7 protein-coding genes are annotated in these 18,899 nt (G+C 41.0%); 6 read left to right on the top strand and 1 reads right to left on the bottom strand.

The annotated features are described in order from the left end of the window. Positions 1 to 150: 150 nt before the first annotated feature. From WKK05_RS35280 to WKK05_RS35255, 6 genes are all read left to right on the top strand, one after another. On the top strand, positions 151 to 5,634 hold the full coding sequence (locus WKK05_RS35280) for a beta-ketoacyl synthase N-terminal-like domain-containing protein (RefSeq protein ID WP_341527602.1): 5,484 nt from the start codon (positions 151 to 153) through the stop codon (positions 5,632 to 5,634). Positions 5,635 to 5,774: 140 nt separating this feature from the next. Further along, the gene (locus WKK05_RS35275; RefSeq protein ID WP_341527601.1) at positions 5,775 to 7,505 is read left to right on the top strand and encodes an SDR family NAD(P)-dependent oxidoreductase; all 1,731 of its coding nucleotides are present in this window, start codon (positions 5,775 to 5,777) and stop codon (positions 7,503 to 7,505) included. Between the two features lie 240 nt (positions 7,506 to 7,745). After that, entirely contained in the window at positions 7,746 to 12,500 is a 4,755-nt protein-coding gene (locus tag WKK05_RS35270) for a PfaB family protein (protein ID WP_341531278.1), read from the top strand. Positions 12,501 to 12,644: 144 nt separating this feature from the next. Further along, complete coding sequence (locus WKK05_RS35265; protein WP_341527600.1) at positions 12,645 to 14,318, top strand: PfaD family polyunsaturated fatty acid/polyketide biosynthesis protein; 1,674 nt, start codon at positions 12,645 to 12,647, stop codon at positions 14,316 to 14,318. 2 nt (positions 14,319 to 14,320) lie between these two features. Then, positions 14,321 to 15,826: a thioester reductase domain-containing protein gene (locus WKK05_RS35260; RefSeq protein ID WP_341527598.1), complete on the top strand. Its 1,506-nt coding sequence runs from the start codon at positions 14,321 to 14,323 to the stop codon at positions 15,824 to 15,826. Positions 15,827 to 16,644: 818 nt separating this feature from the next. Next, on the top strand, positions 16,645 to 17,448 hold the full coding sequence (locus WKK05_RS35255) for an SDR family oxidoreductase (RefSeq protein WP_341527597.1): 804 nt from the start codon (positions 16,645 to 16,647) through the stop codon (positions 17,446 to 17,448). 206 nt (positions 17,449 to 17,654) lie between these two features. Here the strand turns inward: WKK05_RS35255 and hetI are convergent, their stop codons facing one another. Beyond that, positions 17,655 to 18,374, bottom strand: coding sequence for a 4'-phosphopantetheinyl transferase HetI (gene hetI, locus WKK05_RS35250; protein WP_341527596.1), 720 nt, complete (start codon positions 18,372 to 18,374; stop codon positions 17,655 to 17,657). Positions 18,375 to 18,899: the final 525 nt, after the last annotated feature.

The following is an 18,899-nucleotide window of genomic DNA, read 5'->3' as shown; positions in this document are numbered from 1 at the left end:
TAAAAAAGCATTTAGCCTTGCCTGCGGCACATTGCGATTGCAGATAAGTTAGCTGACTGCTGGCAATAACAGAGGGAGTTTTATTGTTCGGAAGTAATAGAAATTACTGGAGCTGAACAATCCACAGTACTCAAGATTACTCTATGTCCTATGTCTGCTTATTCAATTGATACTGCCTTGGCAGAGTTGGAAGCCCAAATCAAGAATTGTGAAAAAGATTTGATTAAGTTTATAGAGGAAAAAAAGATGAAGTCAGACAAAGTAGTGTCAACTAACAAAATTAACAGACAATTACAACACAATCCTATAGCCATTGTGGGCATGGCATCTCTATTACCTCAAGCCAGAAATTTGCGGGAATATTGGCAAAATATAGTAAATAAAATTGACTGTATTACTGATGTTCCCTCCACACATTGGAACGTCGAAGATTACTACGATCCAAATCCCAGAACCCCTGAAGATAAAACCTACTGTAAAAGAGGTGGATTTATCCCAGAGGTGGACTTTAACCCAATGGAATTTGGCATTCCACCAAGCATCTTAGAAGTAACAGATGTATCGCAACTGTTGAGTTTAGTAGTTGCGAAAGAGGCAATGGAAGATGCAGGTTATGGCGAACAACGCGAATTTAATCGTGAAACTATTGGGGTAATCTTAGGCGTAGCAATGGCTAAGCAGCTAGGAATGCCGCTATCCGCCAGGTTAGAGTACCCCATTTGGGAAAAAGTTCTCAAAAGCAGTGGTTTATCTGATGAAGATACACAAAAAATCGTCGATAAAATCAAAAGTGCCTATGTGAAGTGGGATGAGAACGCTTTCCCTGGGATGTTAGCTAACGTCATCGCGGGTAGAATTGCCAATCGTCTCAACTTTGGCGGCATGAACTGCGTAGTTGACGCTGCTTGTGCCAGTTCCTTCGGTGCTTTAAAGATGGCAATTAGTGAACTGGTTGAGCATCGTTCTGACATGATGCTGACTGGTGGTGTTGACACTGATAACACCATCATGGCTTATATCTCGTTTAGCAAAACACCTGCTGTTTCCCCCAGTGAGAATGTCAAACCTTTCGATGCTAAGTCGGATGGGATGATGCTGGGTGAAGGTATCGCCATGCTGGTACTCAAGCGCTTAGAAGATGCTGAACGGGACAATGACAAAGTTTATGCAGTAATCAAAGGTATTGGTACATCTAGCGATGGACGCTACAAGAGCATTTATGCTCCTCGCAAAGAAGGCCAAGTCAAAGCTTTAGAACGTGCTTATGAGGATGCAGGCTTTTCTGCCACCACAGTTGGTTTAATAGAAGCCCACGGCACAGGCACAATGGCTGGAGACCCCACAGAGTTCAGTTCTTTAAGAGATTTTCTCGCTGAACAAGATACCAAAAAGCAGCACATTGCTATAGGTAGTGTGAAATCGCAAATCGGACACACAAAAGCAGCGGCGGGTGCAGCCAGTTTGGTGAAAACTGCTTTGGCACTCCATCACAAAGTCTTACCAGCCACAATTAACATTACTGAGCCGAACCCGAAACTCAACATTAAAAATTCATCCTTTTATTTGAATACAGAAACCAGACCTTGGATTCGTGCAGAAGGCGAAACACCAAGACGCGCTGGTGTGAGTTCCTTCGGTTTTGGTGGTACTAACTATCACGTTGTCTTGGAAGAATACGAAGCCGACCAGAACCGTCCTTACCGCTTACACAATGCACCTGACGAAGTGCTGTTGTTTGCTCCAACCCCAGCCCAATTACTAGCTAAATCTGAAGAGACTTTAGGCAAGTTGCAGTCAGATGGGGGAGACAGACATTATGCACAATTAGTCCAGGAGTGCAAATCACAAGAAATTCCTCTGGCGGCTGCGAGAGTTGGCTTTGTCGCCGAGAATCTGCAAGAAGCTTGCAAGTTACTGAAAATTAGCATTGACTTGTTGAAGCACAAAACTGCCGTCGCATCTTGGGAGCATCCCCAAGGAATTTACTACCGTTCCTCTGGTATGGAACTGGGCGGAAAAGTCGTGGCGCTGTTTTCTGGGCAAGGTTCGCAATACCTAGAGATGGGTCGGGAAGCAGTGATGAATTTTCCTACCCTGCGCCGTCTCTATGGTTATATGGATAGCTTGTTACTCAAAGATAATTTGCAGCCAATCTCTGAGATTGTTTTTCCCCATCCTGTGTTTGATGAGGCAGAAAAAAATGCTCAAATTGCAGCTTTGCAACGCACAGAATATGCTCAACCTGCTATCGGCGTGTTTAGCGCAGGGCTTTATTCCATACTGCAACAAGCTGGCTTCAAGTCTGATTTTGTCGCGGGACACAGCTTTGGTGAACTAACAGCTTTGTGGGCAGCAGGTGTTTTGACTACAGAAGATTACCTGTTCCTCGTGAAAGCTAGAGGTCAGGCAATGGCTGCACCAGAAGACCCTGATCACGATGCTGGAAGTATGCTGGCTGTCAAAGAAGACATCAGCAAAGTGCAAGCTGTACTCAAGAACTTTCCGCAAGTTGCGATCGCTAATCAAAATTCTCCTACGCAATTTGTTCTAGCTGGCCCAACCGCAGAAATCGCCAAAGTTCAGCAAGCACTACAACAGCAAGGATATGCGGCTGTATTACTACCAGTCTCCGCAGCCTTCCACACACCGTTGATTGCCTTCGCTCAAAAATCCTTTGCGATCGCTACTAAGTCTGTCAACTTCCACAATCCCCAAATTCCCGTTTTCAGCAACGTCACCAGTAAGCAGTATCCCAAAGAACCCCAAGCGATTCAAAAAATCTTGGAAACCCACCTATCTAACTCGGTGCTGTTTAAGCAAGAGATTGAGAATATCTATGCTGCCGGTGGTTATTGCTTCGTGGAATTTGGGCCGAAACGAATTCTCACCAACTTGGTGAAAGACATTCTCGGCGATCGCCCACACCTAACTGTATCTTTGAACCCCAGCACTCAAAAGAATAGTGATCGTTCTTTGAGAGAAGCGGTGGTGCAGTTGCGCGTGATTGGTTTGGCTTTGAAAAATCTCGATCCTTACCAACTTCCCCAAGTACCAGCACCTGAGAAAAAGAAGGTGTTGAATGTACGTTTAAACGGCATCAACTATAGATCCGAAAAAACGAAAAATGCTTTTGCTCTAGCTTTGCAGGATGGACACAAAGTAACATTACCTGCTGTTGCAGCTGAGACTGTTATCAGTGCTGATTTACATGAAAAAACAGACGCGACGAGTAGCGTCTCTACACAAACTAATGGACATAAAAAAGATCATGCGATCGCAACTCCATTAGTAAACAGTGTGAGTAACTCACCTATATCTCCTATTACCACCGAACCAAAGCCTCAGATGAATCCTGCGACCATTGCACAACAACCAGCCCAGGAATCTAAGATGCAAATCTCATCAGAAAAACTTGTAAATTATCAACGACTTTTAGAAAGTTTAGAACACCTCCTGACGCAGTTCCAGCAAAGCCAGGCTGAGAATCTACAAGTTCACGGAACTTATCTCAACCATCAGATGGAATACGCCAAAACGTTTTTCCAACTGATGCAGCAGCAAAATTCCTTGTTGAGTAACAGTAAATCATCAACAGAAGCTGGCAAGACGAAGCTAGTTGTCATCGAAAGCTTAGAGCGTAGCATGATGCAGTTTCATTCCCAACAAGGTGAAACCTTACGCATTCATGAGCAATATACCCGCGAACAGCTAGAATACACCAAAAACTTTTTCCAACTCATCCAACAAGAGTATTCACAGATAGTTTCTGGTGAAGCGGTAACTCAATCTGTGGTATCCATCCCACAGCCAGAAAAACTCAGCAACGGCGTAGGCAACAATCATCACTTCGTTCCTTTCACCAGCGAAACAACTGTCACCGATGCACCAGTTCCCCCCACAACCAAAATAGTAGAAGCCCAGCCTCTACCTGCAATTGAGCCAGTAGCTAAGAATGGCTCAACTATTACCCAAGTACCCCTCCCCTCTGTTGCGCCAATCGTAGAGCCTGTTGCTCCTCCTGCACCAATCGCAGAACCTGTAATTGAAGCACCTGTTGCTCCTCCTGCGCCAATCGTAGAACCTCATACAGAGCTAGTAGTCAAAATTAGCTCCAACGAAGTTACTGCATTCAGTTCAGAACCAGCACCTGTAACAGAAGCAACTGTTGATGTGTTTGACTTGGATAAAAACCTGTTAGCGATTACCAGCGAGAAAACAGGTTACCCAGTCGAGATGCTGGAAATGGACATGGACATGGAGGCAGACTTAGGTATTGACTCCATCAAACGGGTAGAAATCTTGGGAGCTTTACAAGAAATGTATCCCAACCTACCCAAGCCAAATTTAGAAGAACTAGCAGAAAAACGCACCATCGGACAAGTTGTCGAATATCTGCAATCCCACGCTTCCAAAAGTATTACCGTAGAAGTTGCGGTTCACGAAGTCCAAAACGCTACTGATACTTCAGTTGTAGCTATGCCCACAGCTACGGTAATTATTCCACCTGAAGCTGGCGTCATAGTTGCATTCAATACAGAACCAGCACCAGCAGTCGAACCAGTAACTGAACTGGTAATTGAACCAGTCACCGAACTAGTAACCGAACCAGTAAGCGCAAATGACTTTGCTGACTTGGGTCAAACTCTGTTAAACATCACCAGTGAGAAAACAGGTTACCCAGTCGAGATGCTGGAACTAGAGATGGACATGGAAGCCGACTTGGGGATTGACTCCATCAAACGGGTGGAAATCTTGGGGGCGATGCAAGAAATGTACCCCAACTTACCCAAGCCAAATTTAGAAGAACTCGCCGACTTACGCACCATCGGTCAAATAGTTGATTATCTTCAGCAGCTAGCTGGAGGTGAAAAAAAAAAGTCTCAGTCTGAGTTTGACCAGCCACCCTTAATAGAGACGAATATCCCACGTCGTACCGTCAAACTCAAAACCCTGCCACAACCAGATTATTTGGATTTCACTTTACCAGAGGGACACGTTGGTTTAATCACCGATGATGGTTCCCTCACCACTTCTCAATTAGCTGAATCCTTAATCGAGCAGGGTTGGAAGGTAGTAGTTGTAAGTTTTCCCCAATCGTTGATTCCCCAACAATCGCCCTTACCTCCAGGCGTAACTCGCGTGACACTAGCAAACTTGAGTGAAGAACATCTCCAACAACAACTGCAAGCGATCGCAACTCATTGTGGCACGATTGGGGCTTTCATCCATCTACATCCTGTATTTGCGACAAAAGATAACGCCCCGGTTTCTTATCTGGAACAAGAAAAGGCGATTGTGAAGCAAGTATTTTTGATGGCAAAACATCTCAAACCATCCTTGAATGAAGCAGCCCGTCATGGACGTAGTTGTTTCTGCACAGTCGCCCATCTTGATGGAGCCTTCGGGTTAGATTATAAAGTCAATTTTAGTGCGATCGCTGCCGGTCTATTTGGTTTGACTAAGACTCTGAGATGGGAATGGCCAAAGGTATTCTTCCGGGCGATTGATCTAAATCCAGCTATTGATGCCAAACAGTCAGTAGAGCATATCGTTGCTGAACTTCACGACCCCAATCTTTACATTGGCGAAGTTGCTTACGGTTCTCAAGGAAGAGTCACCCTCATCGCTGATTAATTTCTTCTCTCTGCCTCTCTGCGTCTCTGCGGTTATTAAAAAAAACAAACCGCAGAGGCACAGAGGAAACAGAGAAAGAGATTAAGAGATTAAGAGAGGAAATAAGTAATTATTATTCTGCAAGTATTTTCCGAGGATTTATGACAGCAATAGCCCCAATTCGTCCATCATCAGTATTTGTTGTAAGTGGCGGTGCTAAAGGAATTACGGCTGATTGCACTATTAAATTAGCACAGCAACAACCTTGCAAATTCATTCTCCTTGGTCGTTCTGAACTTTTAGAAACTGAACCAGATTTTGCTCATGATTGTTTTGAAGAATCAGCATTAAAAAAACGTATCATGGAGAATCTTCTTGCCCAAGGTGAGAAGCCCACACCCATGAATGTGCAGAAGATATATAACAAAATTAACTCTAGTCGCGAAATTAAAAAAACTCTCTCTTCGATACAACAAACAGGAGCGACAGCAGAATATATTAGTGTCGATGTCACAGATACACAGGCACTACAAGAAAAACTTGCTGCTGCTGTCAACCGTCTAGGCACAATTACCGGAATCATCCACGGTGCTGGAAATTTAGCCGATAAATTAATTGAAAAGAAAACTGAGCAAGATTTTGAAAAAGTCTACACAGCAAAAGTTCAGGGTTTAGAAAACCTACTTAATTGTGTTAATCCTAATCAACTTGAGCATTTAGTTTTGTTCTCTTCAGTCACAGGATTTTACGGAAATATTGGACAGACTGATTATGCAGTAGCTAACGAAATTCTCAACAAGTCAGCGCATTTAATTAAACAAAACTATCCTGCTTGTCATGTAGTGGCGATTAATTGGGGCGCTTGGGATAGTGGAATGGTTTCATCAGAACTTAAAAAAGCTTTTGCTGAACGAGGAATTGAAGTTATTCCTGTAGAAGCTGGGACACAAATGTTAGTTAATGAACTGCATCCTACGCATCATGAAACTACACAAGTTGTTATTGGTAGTCCACTAGTCAATGTGGCTACGGAGTTAGATTCTGAACTCCGCACTTATCGTATGCGTCGCCGCATGACAGTAGAAGAAAATCCCTTCTTAATAGATCATACGATCGCAGGTTCTCCAGTGCTACCAGCTACCTGCGCTCTATCATGGATGATTGATTCCTGTGAACAACTTTATCCAGGTTATAAGTTTTTTGCAGCTCAAGATTTCCGAATTTTGAAGGGAATTACTTTTAATGAACAGCTTGCAAGTGAATACGTTCTAGATGTGGAAGAAATTTCTAAGATTAACTCTCAAGAAATTATCTTACGCACAAAAATATCGAGTAAAAATCCTGCTGGAAAAACATTTTATCATTTTAGCGCTCAAATTCAACTGCTGCTACAAATTCCCACTGCACCAATTTATGATGCTGTCAATTTAGAACCGGATAACATCATCACTAGCACTGGTAAAGCTTTTTATCAAAATGGAGGAACTACATTATTTCATGGCCCAGCTTTCCAAGAAATCAAAAGAGTATTAAATATCAACACAGAAAAACTCACCACAGAATGCCTCTGGCAGAATATTTCAGATAAACAACAAGGACAATTTCCCGTCAAATGGGTTAATCCGTATACAACTGACTTGAGTATGCACGCGCTTTGGATTTGGACACAGCATTTTCATCAAGAAGGTTGTTTACCTGGACAAGTAGAAAAATACGAACAGTTTGCAGCGACACCAATCAATGAAACTTTTTATGTTTCTTGTGAAGTCAAAGCCAAAACAGCCAGTAGCGCAACTGCCAATTTTATTATCCATAGCCGTGAAGGAAAAGTATATTCACGTTTACTTGGAGCCAAAGCAATTATTTGGTCAATGAAATTATTAAGGAGTTAAGAGTAGAGACGCGATTATACTCTTACGAGAAGCCGCTCTTCGAGCGTCTACGCGTCTGTACAAGAGTTACGAGTAAGCCCTAGCTTTAAACTCTTTCTCTGTGTCTCTGCGCCTCTGCGTGAAGCATCTAACTTGCATTTAGTTTGGGGAACAGCGTAAATCCTACGGTCTATTAGTTCACGCTTGCCTAATACCCAAACAGGTAAGTTCAATGCCTAGCAGCTGATGAGGAATTTAGCAGTGGAAAAAATTGCGATCGTCGGATTATCTTGTTTATTCCCCGATGCTCAAAACCCTGAAGAATTTTGGCAAAATTTAATTGCTCAAAAAGATTCGACATCATCCGCAACTTCTGCGGAAATGGGTGTAGATCCGACAATTTTTTACAATCCAGTTAAAGGTACACTAGACAAAACATATTCTCTGCAAGGTGGATACGTCCGCAACTTTCAATTTGATCCATCAGAATATAACCTACCAACAGAACTTGTTGCGAGTTTAGATAATACCTTTAAATGGTCATTGTATGCCGCTAAACAAGCAATTTTGCAGAGTGGTTATTGGGGTAATCACAGTGTTCTTTCAAAGTGTGGCGTAATTTTGGGGAATCTCTCTTTCCCAACAAAATTATCTAATCAATTATTTTCTCCGATTTACCAGCAGACTATTACTCCTGCTCTCAGAGAACTTTTGCAGTATGAAGATTTTGATTTAGCTTCTTTATCTAACCCAGCCAAAGCGTCTTTATACAATGCGATGATCTCTGGCTTACCAGCAGCCGTAATTGCTCAAGCTTTTTCTCTATCCCAGATTCATTTATGTCTGGATGCTGCTTGTTCATCGTCGTTCTATGCTATTAAACTGGCATCTCATTATTTATGGTCGGGTAAAGCCGATGTGATGTTAGCTGGGGCAATTAGTTGTGCAGATTCTCTGTTTGTGCGGATGTTATTTTCTGGTGTTCAAGGATATCCAGAAAACGGTGTTAGTCGTCCCCTTGATAAGTCATCTAGAGGGCTAACTCCCGCTGATGGTATTGGGATGGTAATGCTCAAGAGATATTCTGATGCTGTGAGAGATGGTGATAATATTCTTGCTACCATCTGCGGCAATGGATTATCGAATGATGGCAAAGGCAAACATCTACTTAGCCCAAATTCTAAAGGACAGGTTCTAGCTTTTGAAAGAGCCTATGCTGAAGCACAAATCAGTCCCAAAACCATTGATTATTTAGAGTGCCATGCTACCGGGACATTGTTAGGAGATACTACCGAATTCAGCTCAGTAGACACCTTTTTTGGTCAACATCATGCTACGCCTCAGCTAGGTTCTGTGAAAGCTAATGTTGGTCACTTACTAACTGCTGCTGGTATGGTTGGTTTGACTAAGGCAATTTTGAGTATGTCTCATGGTGTGATTCCACCAAGCATTAATATTGCTGAACCTTTAACATCAGAAAATGGTGTAATCTCCGCTGAAAGTATTGTGAGAAAGGCTACGGCGTGGCCAAACAATAACACATCAATTAAACGGGCAGCTATAAGTGCTTTTGGTTTTGGTGGCACTAACTCTCACTTAATTATTGAACAAGGAACTACAGCACAACCAGTTGAACCAACTGCACCGATTCCATCAGCTAAAATTGCTATTGTCGGCATGGATGCCTTTTTTGGCGAATGCAATGGATTAGATGCTTTTGAGCGGAGTATTTATGATGGTAAACAGCATTTTATTTCCTTGCCGCCGCAACGATGGCACGGTATAGAAGAGCAAGAAAGTTTACTCAAAGAGTACGGTTTGCCAGATGGCAAAGCACCAGCCGGGGCATATATCACTGATTTTGAAATCGATACTTTAGCTTACAAAATTCCGCCGAATGAAGTTGAAAAGCTAAATCCGCAACAACTGTTACTGCTGAAGGTTTGCGATCGCGCCCTCAAAGATGCAAAAATCCAAGAAGGTAGCAATGTCGCAGTTATCATCGCCGCCGAATCAGAATTTTCTGTCCACCAGCTACAGCAGCGATGGAATTTACCCTGGCAGATTAAAGATGGCTTGAATGCAGCAGAAATCGCCTTACCAGAGGAAAAACTTGCTCAACTGGAAACCATTGTGCAAGACAGTATTCACAATCCCGTAGAACTGGGTGAATATCTGAGTTACATTGCCAACATCATGGCCAGCCGGATTTCTGCTATGTGGAATTTCACTGGCCCAGCATTTACCATGACTGCTAGCGAAAATTCTGCTCTGAAAGCTTTGGAAGTCGCTCAAATGCTACTTTCTACTGGGGAAGTTGATGCTGTAGTGGTTGGTGCTGTAGATTTAGCAGGTGGCGTGGAAAACGTCTTGTTGCGAAATCAAACTGCAAAAGTTAATACTGGCGTCAATACCTTAAGTTATGACCAACAAGCTAATGGCTGGATGGTTGGCGAAGGTGCGGGTGCAGTTGTCCTCAAGTGTCACGAAGCTACCAAAGAAAATGCTGAGCGCATCTATGCAGTAATTGATGCCATTAGTTTCGGACAAGCCAATTCAACTTCTGTAGATGCGGAAACTGTAAACCAAGTTTGTAACCAAGCTTTCCAGATAGCAGGTATTTCACCCAAAGATGTGAACTACGTGGAAGTTTGCGGTAGTGGTATTCCTCAAGAAGATGAAGCGGAAATCACAGGTTTACTCCAAGCTTATCCCCCGGTGGGAGATGGTTTGCACTGTGCGTTAGGTAGTGTTAAAGCCAATATCGGTCATACCTATGTAGCTTCGGGAATTGCCAGCTTAATCAAAACTGCTTTGTGTCTCTATTACAGATACATTCCTGCTACTCCTAACTGGTCTGGTGTGAAAACACCGCAAGCATGGGAAGGTAGCCCTTTCTACGTCGCTACAGAATCAAGACCTTGGTTTCTCCGCCAAGATGGTTCACACAGAGTTGCAGCAATTAATGGTATGGGATGCGATGGGACTTACGCCCATTTAATCTTGTCAGAATCACCCAGCCAACAAGAGCGAAATAACAGGTATTTGCAACAAATGCCGTTCTCTCTGTTCCCCATTGCTGCTGATAATCGCACCGATTTATCTGAGTTGCTTAACAGTCTCCAAAAAAGCATTGAGGATAGTTCTTCTTTATCAGCTACTGCTAGCGAGACACTTGCTACTTTTGAAAAGAATCCTGAAGCCAAGTACGTCTTATCAATCACAGGACGCAACAAAAAAGAGTTACTCAAAGAAATTGAATCTGCCCGCAAAGGTGTAAATAATGCCTTTGAACGTGGAACTGATTGGCAAACACCTTTAGGTAGTTATTTCACACCTAAACCATTAGGTAAAACTGGAGAAGTTGCTTACGTTTATCCAGCGGCGGTCAATTCTTATATTGGCATTGGTCAGCATCTTTTCCGGTTATTTCCAAAAGTTTATGATGACACAATCTTCAATAGTCTTGCTAGCCGTGCTATCGAAATTCATCAGCGACTTTATCCCCGGAGTTTGCAGAAGTTGACCACTAGGCAACTAGAAAATCTGGAAAAGCAATTGCTAGATGATTCTCTAGCCATGTTTGAAACAGAAATTGCTTATTCTCGATTGATTACAACAATTATTCGAGATGATTTTCAAGTCAAACCAAAATGCGTTTTTGGTTATAGCCTTGGTGAAACTAGTATGATGGTTGCCCAAGGAGTTTGGAGCAATTTTGAAGGCGGAAGTAGCACCTTAAACTCGTCACCGCTATTTGGCGATAAGTTATCTGGCCCAAAAAATGCTGTGCGTGAGTATTGGGGATTAACAAATACGCCAGATTCGCCAGATAACAAGTTTTGGTGTACCTATGTTCTCATGGCTACCCCATCACAAGTTAGGGAATGTATTAAAAACGAGAACCGTGTTTATTTAACTCAAATCAATACACCAGAAGAAGTTTTAATTGCGGGTGAGGAAGCAGCTTGTAAGAGAGTAATTCAAACTTTAGGCTGTAATGCTTTTCCGGCTCCCTTTGACCATGCAATTCATTGTGAAGCAATGCGATCGCAATTCCCAGAAATCAAGAAGGTCAACACTTTACCAGCACAGAATATTCCGGGTATTGTGTTTTATTCTGCCGCTGATTATCAACCTTTCACACTTGATAGTGAAGCGATCGCTCACAACATTGCCAAAGGATTGTGTCAAGAATTAGACTTTCCGCGATTAGTTAACCGTGTCTACGAAGATGGTGTTCGCATATTCATTGAAGCGGGTGCTGGTAGTGTTTGTTCCCGATGGATTGGTAAAGCCCTCAGCAATAAAGAACACATCACAGTTTCCCTGAATCGTAGAGGTATGGATGACCATACATCTATTGTCAAAGCCTTAGCAAAACTACTCAGCCATCAGGTGAATGTAGATTTATCGCTACTGTACAGCCAAACAGAAACTACCAAGCAAAATAAGTTAACCCTCAGAAAAATTACTTTGGGAGGAAACTCAATTACTGCCACAATCTTAAGCGACGAAAACCGGAAACTTTTTCAAGATGTAGCTGGTAATTGTAGAAGCGATCGCTCTGAAAAACAGCATCCAAACATACCTAATCTCAAAGGATTTGAAAATATAAATTCTTTGAATGCTTTCAACCATAATCCTCAAAGCATAAGTAATTATTCTCACAATTCGCCAGCCAATACGCAACCAGAAAAAGTCGAAATGAAAAATATCATTGATAACGGTTTTGAAATTAGAGAACAATTACAATCTTCTGAGTCAAGCGCAATTGCCCAACAACTTCCTCAACCCGTTTTTACCCAACCAGTTATAACTCCGGAAATTAGTAATACCGTCAATATGCTCGACTCCCATAAAACTCAGTATCAAAAGCTAAACGCTAACAATTCCAAGTTAACTAAAGCACATACTACTTTTTTACAAGCTAGACAAGAATTTAGCCAGCAACTGAGCGAAATCATTCAATTGCAATTAGCTTGCGCCCAAAACTTACTTGACGAAGAACCTTAATAATTAAGGATGTAGACTCAAGTAAAAGTCTACATCCTCATACCAATTCTTCAAAATAAGACTACAGATGCAAATCGGTAAACCAGATAAAAGCTGACGAGTCTTAATTACAAACTACGAATTACTAATTGAGGGATAACTGCCGTGACAACCGTAGAAACGGTACTTAATAAATACGATAATGGTCTTGGTTTTTATGCTTGGTCTCATAGCCAAAACCAAATTTGGAAAGGTGCTTTAGAATCTATATCTTTTGAACAGAAAGCCATCAAAGATAAACTGATGGTAATTGATAAACCTTGCTACATTGTTAAAGTCGCTGGCAGAATTGGCGTCACGAATGAAGGGTATTTATCCTCAATTGATAACAGCACAGCAGCAGAAGTAGAACTGCTGACATTTGTGCCACCAATTAGCATCCAACAACTAGGAGACCCCAGTTTTCTCTACTCTCATGGAGTGAAGTATACCTATGTTACCGGTGCAATGGCTGGTGGAATTGCTTCTGAAGAAATGGTAATTGCACTCGGTAAAGCCCAAATTTTGAGTTCCTTTGGTGCTGGTGGTTTAAGTCTAGACCGTTTGGAAGCCGCTATTAACCGGATTCAACAAGCCCTTCCGCAAGGCCCTTATGCTTTTAATTTAATTCACAGTCCCAGTGAACCAGCAATTGAGCGCCGTGCTGTAGATTTATACTTGAAATATCAAGTCAGAACCGTAGAAGCTTCAGCATTTCTCGACTTAACACCGAACATTGTTTATTATCGTGTTGCTGGGCTTGGCTTAAATGACGCCAATCAAATTGAAATCAAAAATAAAGTCATTGCCAAAATTTCTCGTCGAGAAGTCGCTACGAAATTTTTACAACCAGCACCAGAGAGAATTCTCAAAGAACTTGTTGAAAAAGGCTTAATTACTGAGTTACAAGCTAATATTGCCGCTCAAGTGCCGATGGCTGATGATATTACCGTCGAAGCTGATTCTGGCGGTCATACAGATAACCGTCCCCTGGTTTGTCTGTTACCTTCTATTATTAGTTTGCGGGATGAAATTCAAGCCAAATATCAATACGAAACACCGATTAGAGTCGGAGTAGCAGGCGGAATAGCCACACCACAATCAGCCTTAGCTGCTTTTATGATGGGTGCTGCTTATGTAATGACTGGCTCAATTAATCAGGCTTGCGTTGAATCTGGTGCTTGTGAACATACTAAGAAGTTACTAGCTCAAGCAGAAATGGCCGATGTGATGATGGCTCCAGCGGCAGATATGTTTGAGATGGGGGTAAAACTTCAAGTTCTCAAACGGGGTACGATGTTCCCCATGCGAGCGCAAAAACTATTTGAGTTATATCGTAGTTATGACTCAATTGAAGACATCCCGTTGGCAGAAAGAGAAAAACTAGAGAAACAAGTTTTTCGTAAAAGTATTGCCGAGGTATGGGAAGGAACTGCCACTTATTTATCTCAAAAAAATCCCGAAAAGCTAGGCAAGGCTGTTAATAATCCTAAATTAAAAATGGCGTTGATTTTCCGCTGGTATTTAGGATTATCTTCCCGTTGGTCTAGTTCTGGTGAAAAAGGTCGAGAAGTTGATTATCAAATCTGGTGTGGCCCGGCAATGGGTAGCTTCAATGACTGGGTACGTGGTTCCTATCTATCTGAACCAAATAATCGTCATGTAGTTGATGTTGCTGACCAAATTATGACTGGTGCAGTCTTTCTGTACCGCATCCAAAATTTGAAAATTCAAGGACTGCAAATACCTAACTATTACAGTCATTACCAACCATTTCATTCTACAGTATTGGAGATGTAATAATGAGTATAAAACAGTCTTTAAACGCCAAAGATATTCAAGTGTTTCTGGTTTCTAACCTAGCTAATTTGCTAGGAGTAGAAACTGATGAGATAGATATCACAGAGCATTTAGAAAGCTATGGCTTGGATTCAGCACAAGCAATGACTTTGGTGAGTAAATTAGAGAAGCTGCTGGGATTTCAACCATCCCCTCTTTTGCTCTGGCATTACCCAAATATCCAGTCTCTGTCACAGCGTTTAGCCGAAGAATTACAAGAAAAATCAGAGGTTCAAGACACTTCTTCTAGTGTCAACGCTGCTCCTTCTATTGTAGATTTAAGTGCCGAAGCTGTTCTTGATCCTAGCATTCGTCCTAGTGCTGTCTCTAACGTTTCTGTAACTGACCCTAAGAAAATCTTTTTAACTGGAGGAACAGGCTTTTTAGGGGCTTTTGTCATCCGAGAGTTACTACAGGCAACGGATGCAGATATATATTGCTTAGTGCGTGCTGCTAATGCAGAAGAAGGCAAGAGTAAACTTAAAAAGAATCTAGAACAGTACGCAATTTGGCAAGAGCAATTTAATTCTAGAATTATTCCTGTTGTCGGCGATTTATCTCAGCCACTTTTAGGTCTTGGTTCTGAACAATTTCAAACATTATCTACCACTATTGATACTATTTATCATAGTGGTGCTTTGCTGAATTATGTTTATCCCTATTCAGCATTGAAGTCAGCCAATGTTTTAGGAACTCAAGAAGTTCTAAGATTGGCTTGTCTAAATACAGTTAAACCTGTGCATTACGTTTCTAGCGTTGCTATTTTTGAATCGCCTGTTTATGCTGGTAAGGTAGTAACAGAACAGGATGAATTTAATCATTGGGAAGGCATTTATCTTGGTTACTCTCAAACTAAATGGGTTGCTGAAAAGTTAGTCAAAATTGCTAGTAAGCGCGGTCTTCCTGTGACTATCTATAGACCACCATTAATCTCAGGAGATAGCCAAACAGGTATCTGTAATACCCATGACTTTATCAATTTGATGACCAAGGGGTGTCTACAGATGGGAAGTTTTCCCGATGTAGAATATATGTTAGATATGTCTCCTGTAGATTATGTTAGTAAAGCCGTTGTCTATCTATCAAGGCAGAAAGAATCGATAGGCAAAGCTTTCCATTTGCAACATCCGCAACCCATTTCTTTGCGTGACTTAGTTGATTGGATACGCTCTTTTGGCTATCCAGTTGAGATGGTTCCTTATGACCAGTGGCAAACAGAGTTAATCAATAATGTGTCTTCTGTAGAGAATCCTTTATACACTCTGCGACCTTTCTTACTAGAACGCTGGTCTGATAAACAACTCACTATTCCTGATTTGTATCTACAAGCCCACAGACCCCACATTAGCTGCCAAGACACGCTTCATGCACTAGCAGGTAGTTCCATTGTTTGCCCCACCATTGACTCTGAATTATTGATGACTTATACCTCCTATTTGATTCAAACTGGTTTTTTGACTGTTGCCTAAAATACCAATTTACTGATGTTAAAAATTTAGTTTTTAAGGTTTAAAATAGCAACAATTTTGTGTGATTAGCCGGAGAAACTGATTTTTTGACACCTACTTTTAAAAGTAGATGTATTTGGAAATTAGGAATTATTTATTAGGGTGTGTTATGCCGAAGGCTAACGCACCCTTTTGATATTTATTGCGGTGCGTTGTGCTTTGCGAAAACACACCCTACTAAACTATATTGTTTAGGTACAAGTGCTGAATACTGAGGTAGAAAAAAGAAAAACTTAAATATTGTAATAGAGTAGAAACGGCTGAAAGTTGCATAGTTTTAATTTAAGGTATGGTTAATACAAATATATTAAAGTTTTCTTTATTTTTTTAGATTAGATGTCAGTACTCAATATCCTTCAAAAAGCTCTAAAGCTCCAGTGGCAATCTAGTTTCACTGTTTTACCATGCTCACAAAAATAAATTTTTTGAACTTAGACCTTGACTTAAATAATCGAGTATACAATGGTAATAGTTAGACGTTAAAATTTGATTTCTTCACCCTTTTAGGAGTAATTAGCTACCTCTACATGGTGGTTAGTTGCAGTCTAAAAAAACATAAATTTCTAACGCTAACTTTTATAATGCGTAAATTCTAAGTTTTAGTTTGCACTACTACATCTATCAAACTCTTTACTAACGCATTACACAGGCATTTGAAAGGGTAACGATTCAAGAGATTTTTCTTAGGTTCAGCCATTACAGTTAGTTTTGTGTAGGCAAATAGAAACTACTGTAAATGCGAAACAGCTTGATCAAATTGAATTCACAAACTTTATGATATGAACACAACACCCGAAAGTCACTGCAAAAAAACTGCTCTAATCACTGGGGCAGCCAGTGGCATTGGCTATCAATTAGCGCGGATTTTTGCTGATAATGATTATAATCTTGTATTAGTAGATAAAATCGGAATCAAACTCACAGAAATTTCGAGTAAATTTGAACAAGAGTTTGGAATTTCTGTCAAAACTATTATCAAAGATTTATCTATAGCAACATCTCCCGATGAAATTTTCCTAGAGTTGCAACAAGCAAATATCAAAATTCATGTATTAGTAAATAATGCTGGATTTGGTACTTATGGATTATTTAACGAAACAGACCTAAATACTGAATTGGAAATGCTACAGGTTAATTTGGTGTGTCTCACCCATTTAACTAAGCTATTCCTCAAGGACATGGTAAAGCAAGGCGAGGGAAAAATATTAAACGTTGCCTCAGCTGCGGCCTTTCAACCAGGCCCTTTGATGGCAGTTTATTTCGCTACCAAAGCTTATGTTTTATCATTTTCAGAAGCGATCGCTAATGAATTAGAAGGTACAGGTGTCACCGTCACTGTTCTTTGCCCAGGCTCAACAGTTTCTGCTTTCCATGAAAAAACAGGGATGGCAGATTCTAAATTGCTTAAAGGTAAGAAGATGATGGATGCCGAAACAGTAGCCGAGATTGGTTATCGTGCTTTAATGCGGGGCAAAACAATTGTTATTCCAGGGTTGCTCAATAAAATACTGGCAAAAAGTGTCAGATTTACACCAAGGAAATTGGTGACAAAAATTGTGAGAAATATGCAGGAAGATAAATAAATTTGGTTTGGGCATGGGGCATTAGGCACTTGTACTGAGCTAAGCCGAAGTATTGGGCATTGGTAAAAAATAAGTAATTTACATTCTTTAATATGATTGGCTTTGTTTTTGCATACCCATTTACCCAAAAGATACTGTTAAGGTTTAACACCAACTTTGGGATAAGTACTATCGTTATGTAAAAATATTTCCAAGCCCCATGCCCATTAATACTGCCAGCATTTCAAATCCCAGCCCAAACCGGCAACAGCCACCGCTGCCACAAAATCTTTACCAGGAACTAGTTCAACAAGTTCCCAATCTTCAGATGTCTGTAACCTAGCTGGTTCTGTAGGAGACAGCAACACCTCAATTTCCTCTAGCCGAAATAGTCCATCTCCAGTTGCTTTTAAATAAGCTTCCTTGCAAGTCCAGTAGCGGAAGAAAGTTTCTTGCTGTTGGTCAGGAGAGAGCGATCGCAACACCTCATATTCTCTGGTTAAAAAGAACCGTTTAGCAAGGGCTTCTATGTCAGAAACTCGGCGAATGCACTCTAAATCTACACCAATTTTGCGAGTGCAATTCACTGCAACTAAACCTAACCCTTGGGAGTGAGATAAATTAAACGACAGCCCACTGCTGGCAAATGTATCTGCTAGTAATGGTTTACCACGGGCTTCATAAGCAAACTGCACTTGTATTGGCTCGATACCCAAGTAGCGGCCTAATATTGCTCGCAAGCTACCGCGACCGGCAATGAAACGCTGCCGATGTTCCTCAAAATAAAACCGCTTAGCTCTAGCTAGTTCGTCATTAGAGAGAGTTTCTGCAAAAGATTGCAGCTGTTGTTCTGGTTGGTCAAGGTCTATTCGCCAAACATGGACATCATCCGGCAGCAAAGTAAAATCTGTCGGTGCAGGCAGCCAAAGATGATTAGGTGCAGTCATTGATTGAATAATGAATATCACTTTTGCAAATATACCAAGCTACTGATTCACTTCGATAGGTTCCACTGAGTGAGACGTAGTGTTTAATTAGCTGATTATTTGCTCCCAAAACTAGGGTAGTTGTAACACCTTTGCACAGTGGATCGTAGGGATTTGAGCCATTAACTTGTGTACCAGAATTTGGGCTAATACCAATTCACAAAAATCCTGATACATATAGATTTCTCGTAGGGACACGGCAATGCCGTGTCCCTACCAGGGTATTTGTATTATTAGTACAGGTAATAATTCGTTTAATCTTAGTTTAGTTTTTAAAATAAATATTTAATATGGAAATAGCATATATCTTCACTATCTAAACACAAATAGTACTAATTTTTATTTAAATTTACAGAATAATTTGTTTGTTATATCCACTTTTACAGCTGATTTAAATTGAGTAAAGTATATCAATTAGGTCTTGTACTAATTCGTAATTCCTAGTTAAGATACGCTCCAAAAAGCTAGTTTGTTAAAAACTGTTTG

Source organism: Nostoc sp. UHCC 0302, from assembly GCF_038096175.1.
In the GTDB taxonomy this organism is placed as follows: domain Bacteria; phylum Cyanobacteriota; class Cyanobacteriia; order Cyanobacteriales; family Nostocaceae; genus UHCC-0302.
The sequence above is the reverse complement of the archived record's forward strand: the minus strand, read 5'-3'. Positions and strand labels throughout refer to the sequence as shown.

Bases quoted from the DNA above. Each gene is read 5' to 3' on its own strand.
- WKK05_RS35280 (WP_341527602.1), top strand. From the start codon at position 151: ATGTCTGCTTATTCAATTGATACTGCCTTGGCAGAGTTGGAAGCCCAA.
- WKK05_RS35275 (WP_341527601.1), top strand. From the start codon at position 5,775: ATGACAGCAATAGCCCCAATTCGTCCATCATCAGTATTTGTTGTAAGT.
- WKK05_RS35260 (WP_341527598.1), top strand. From the start codon at position 14,321: ATGAGTATAAAACAGTCTTTAAACGCCAAAGATATTCAAGTGTTTCTG.
- WKK05_RS35255 (WP_341527597.1), top strand. From the start codon at position 16,645: ATGAACACAACACCCGAAAGTCACTGCAAAAAAACTGCTCTAATCACT.
- hetI (WP_341527596.1), bottom strand. From the start codon at position 18,374: ATGACTGCACCTAATCATCTTTGGCTGCCTGCACCGACAGATTTTACT.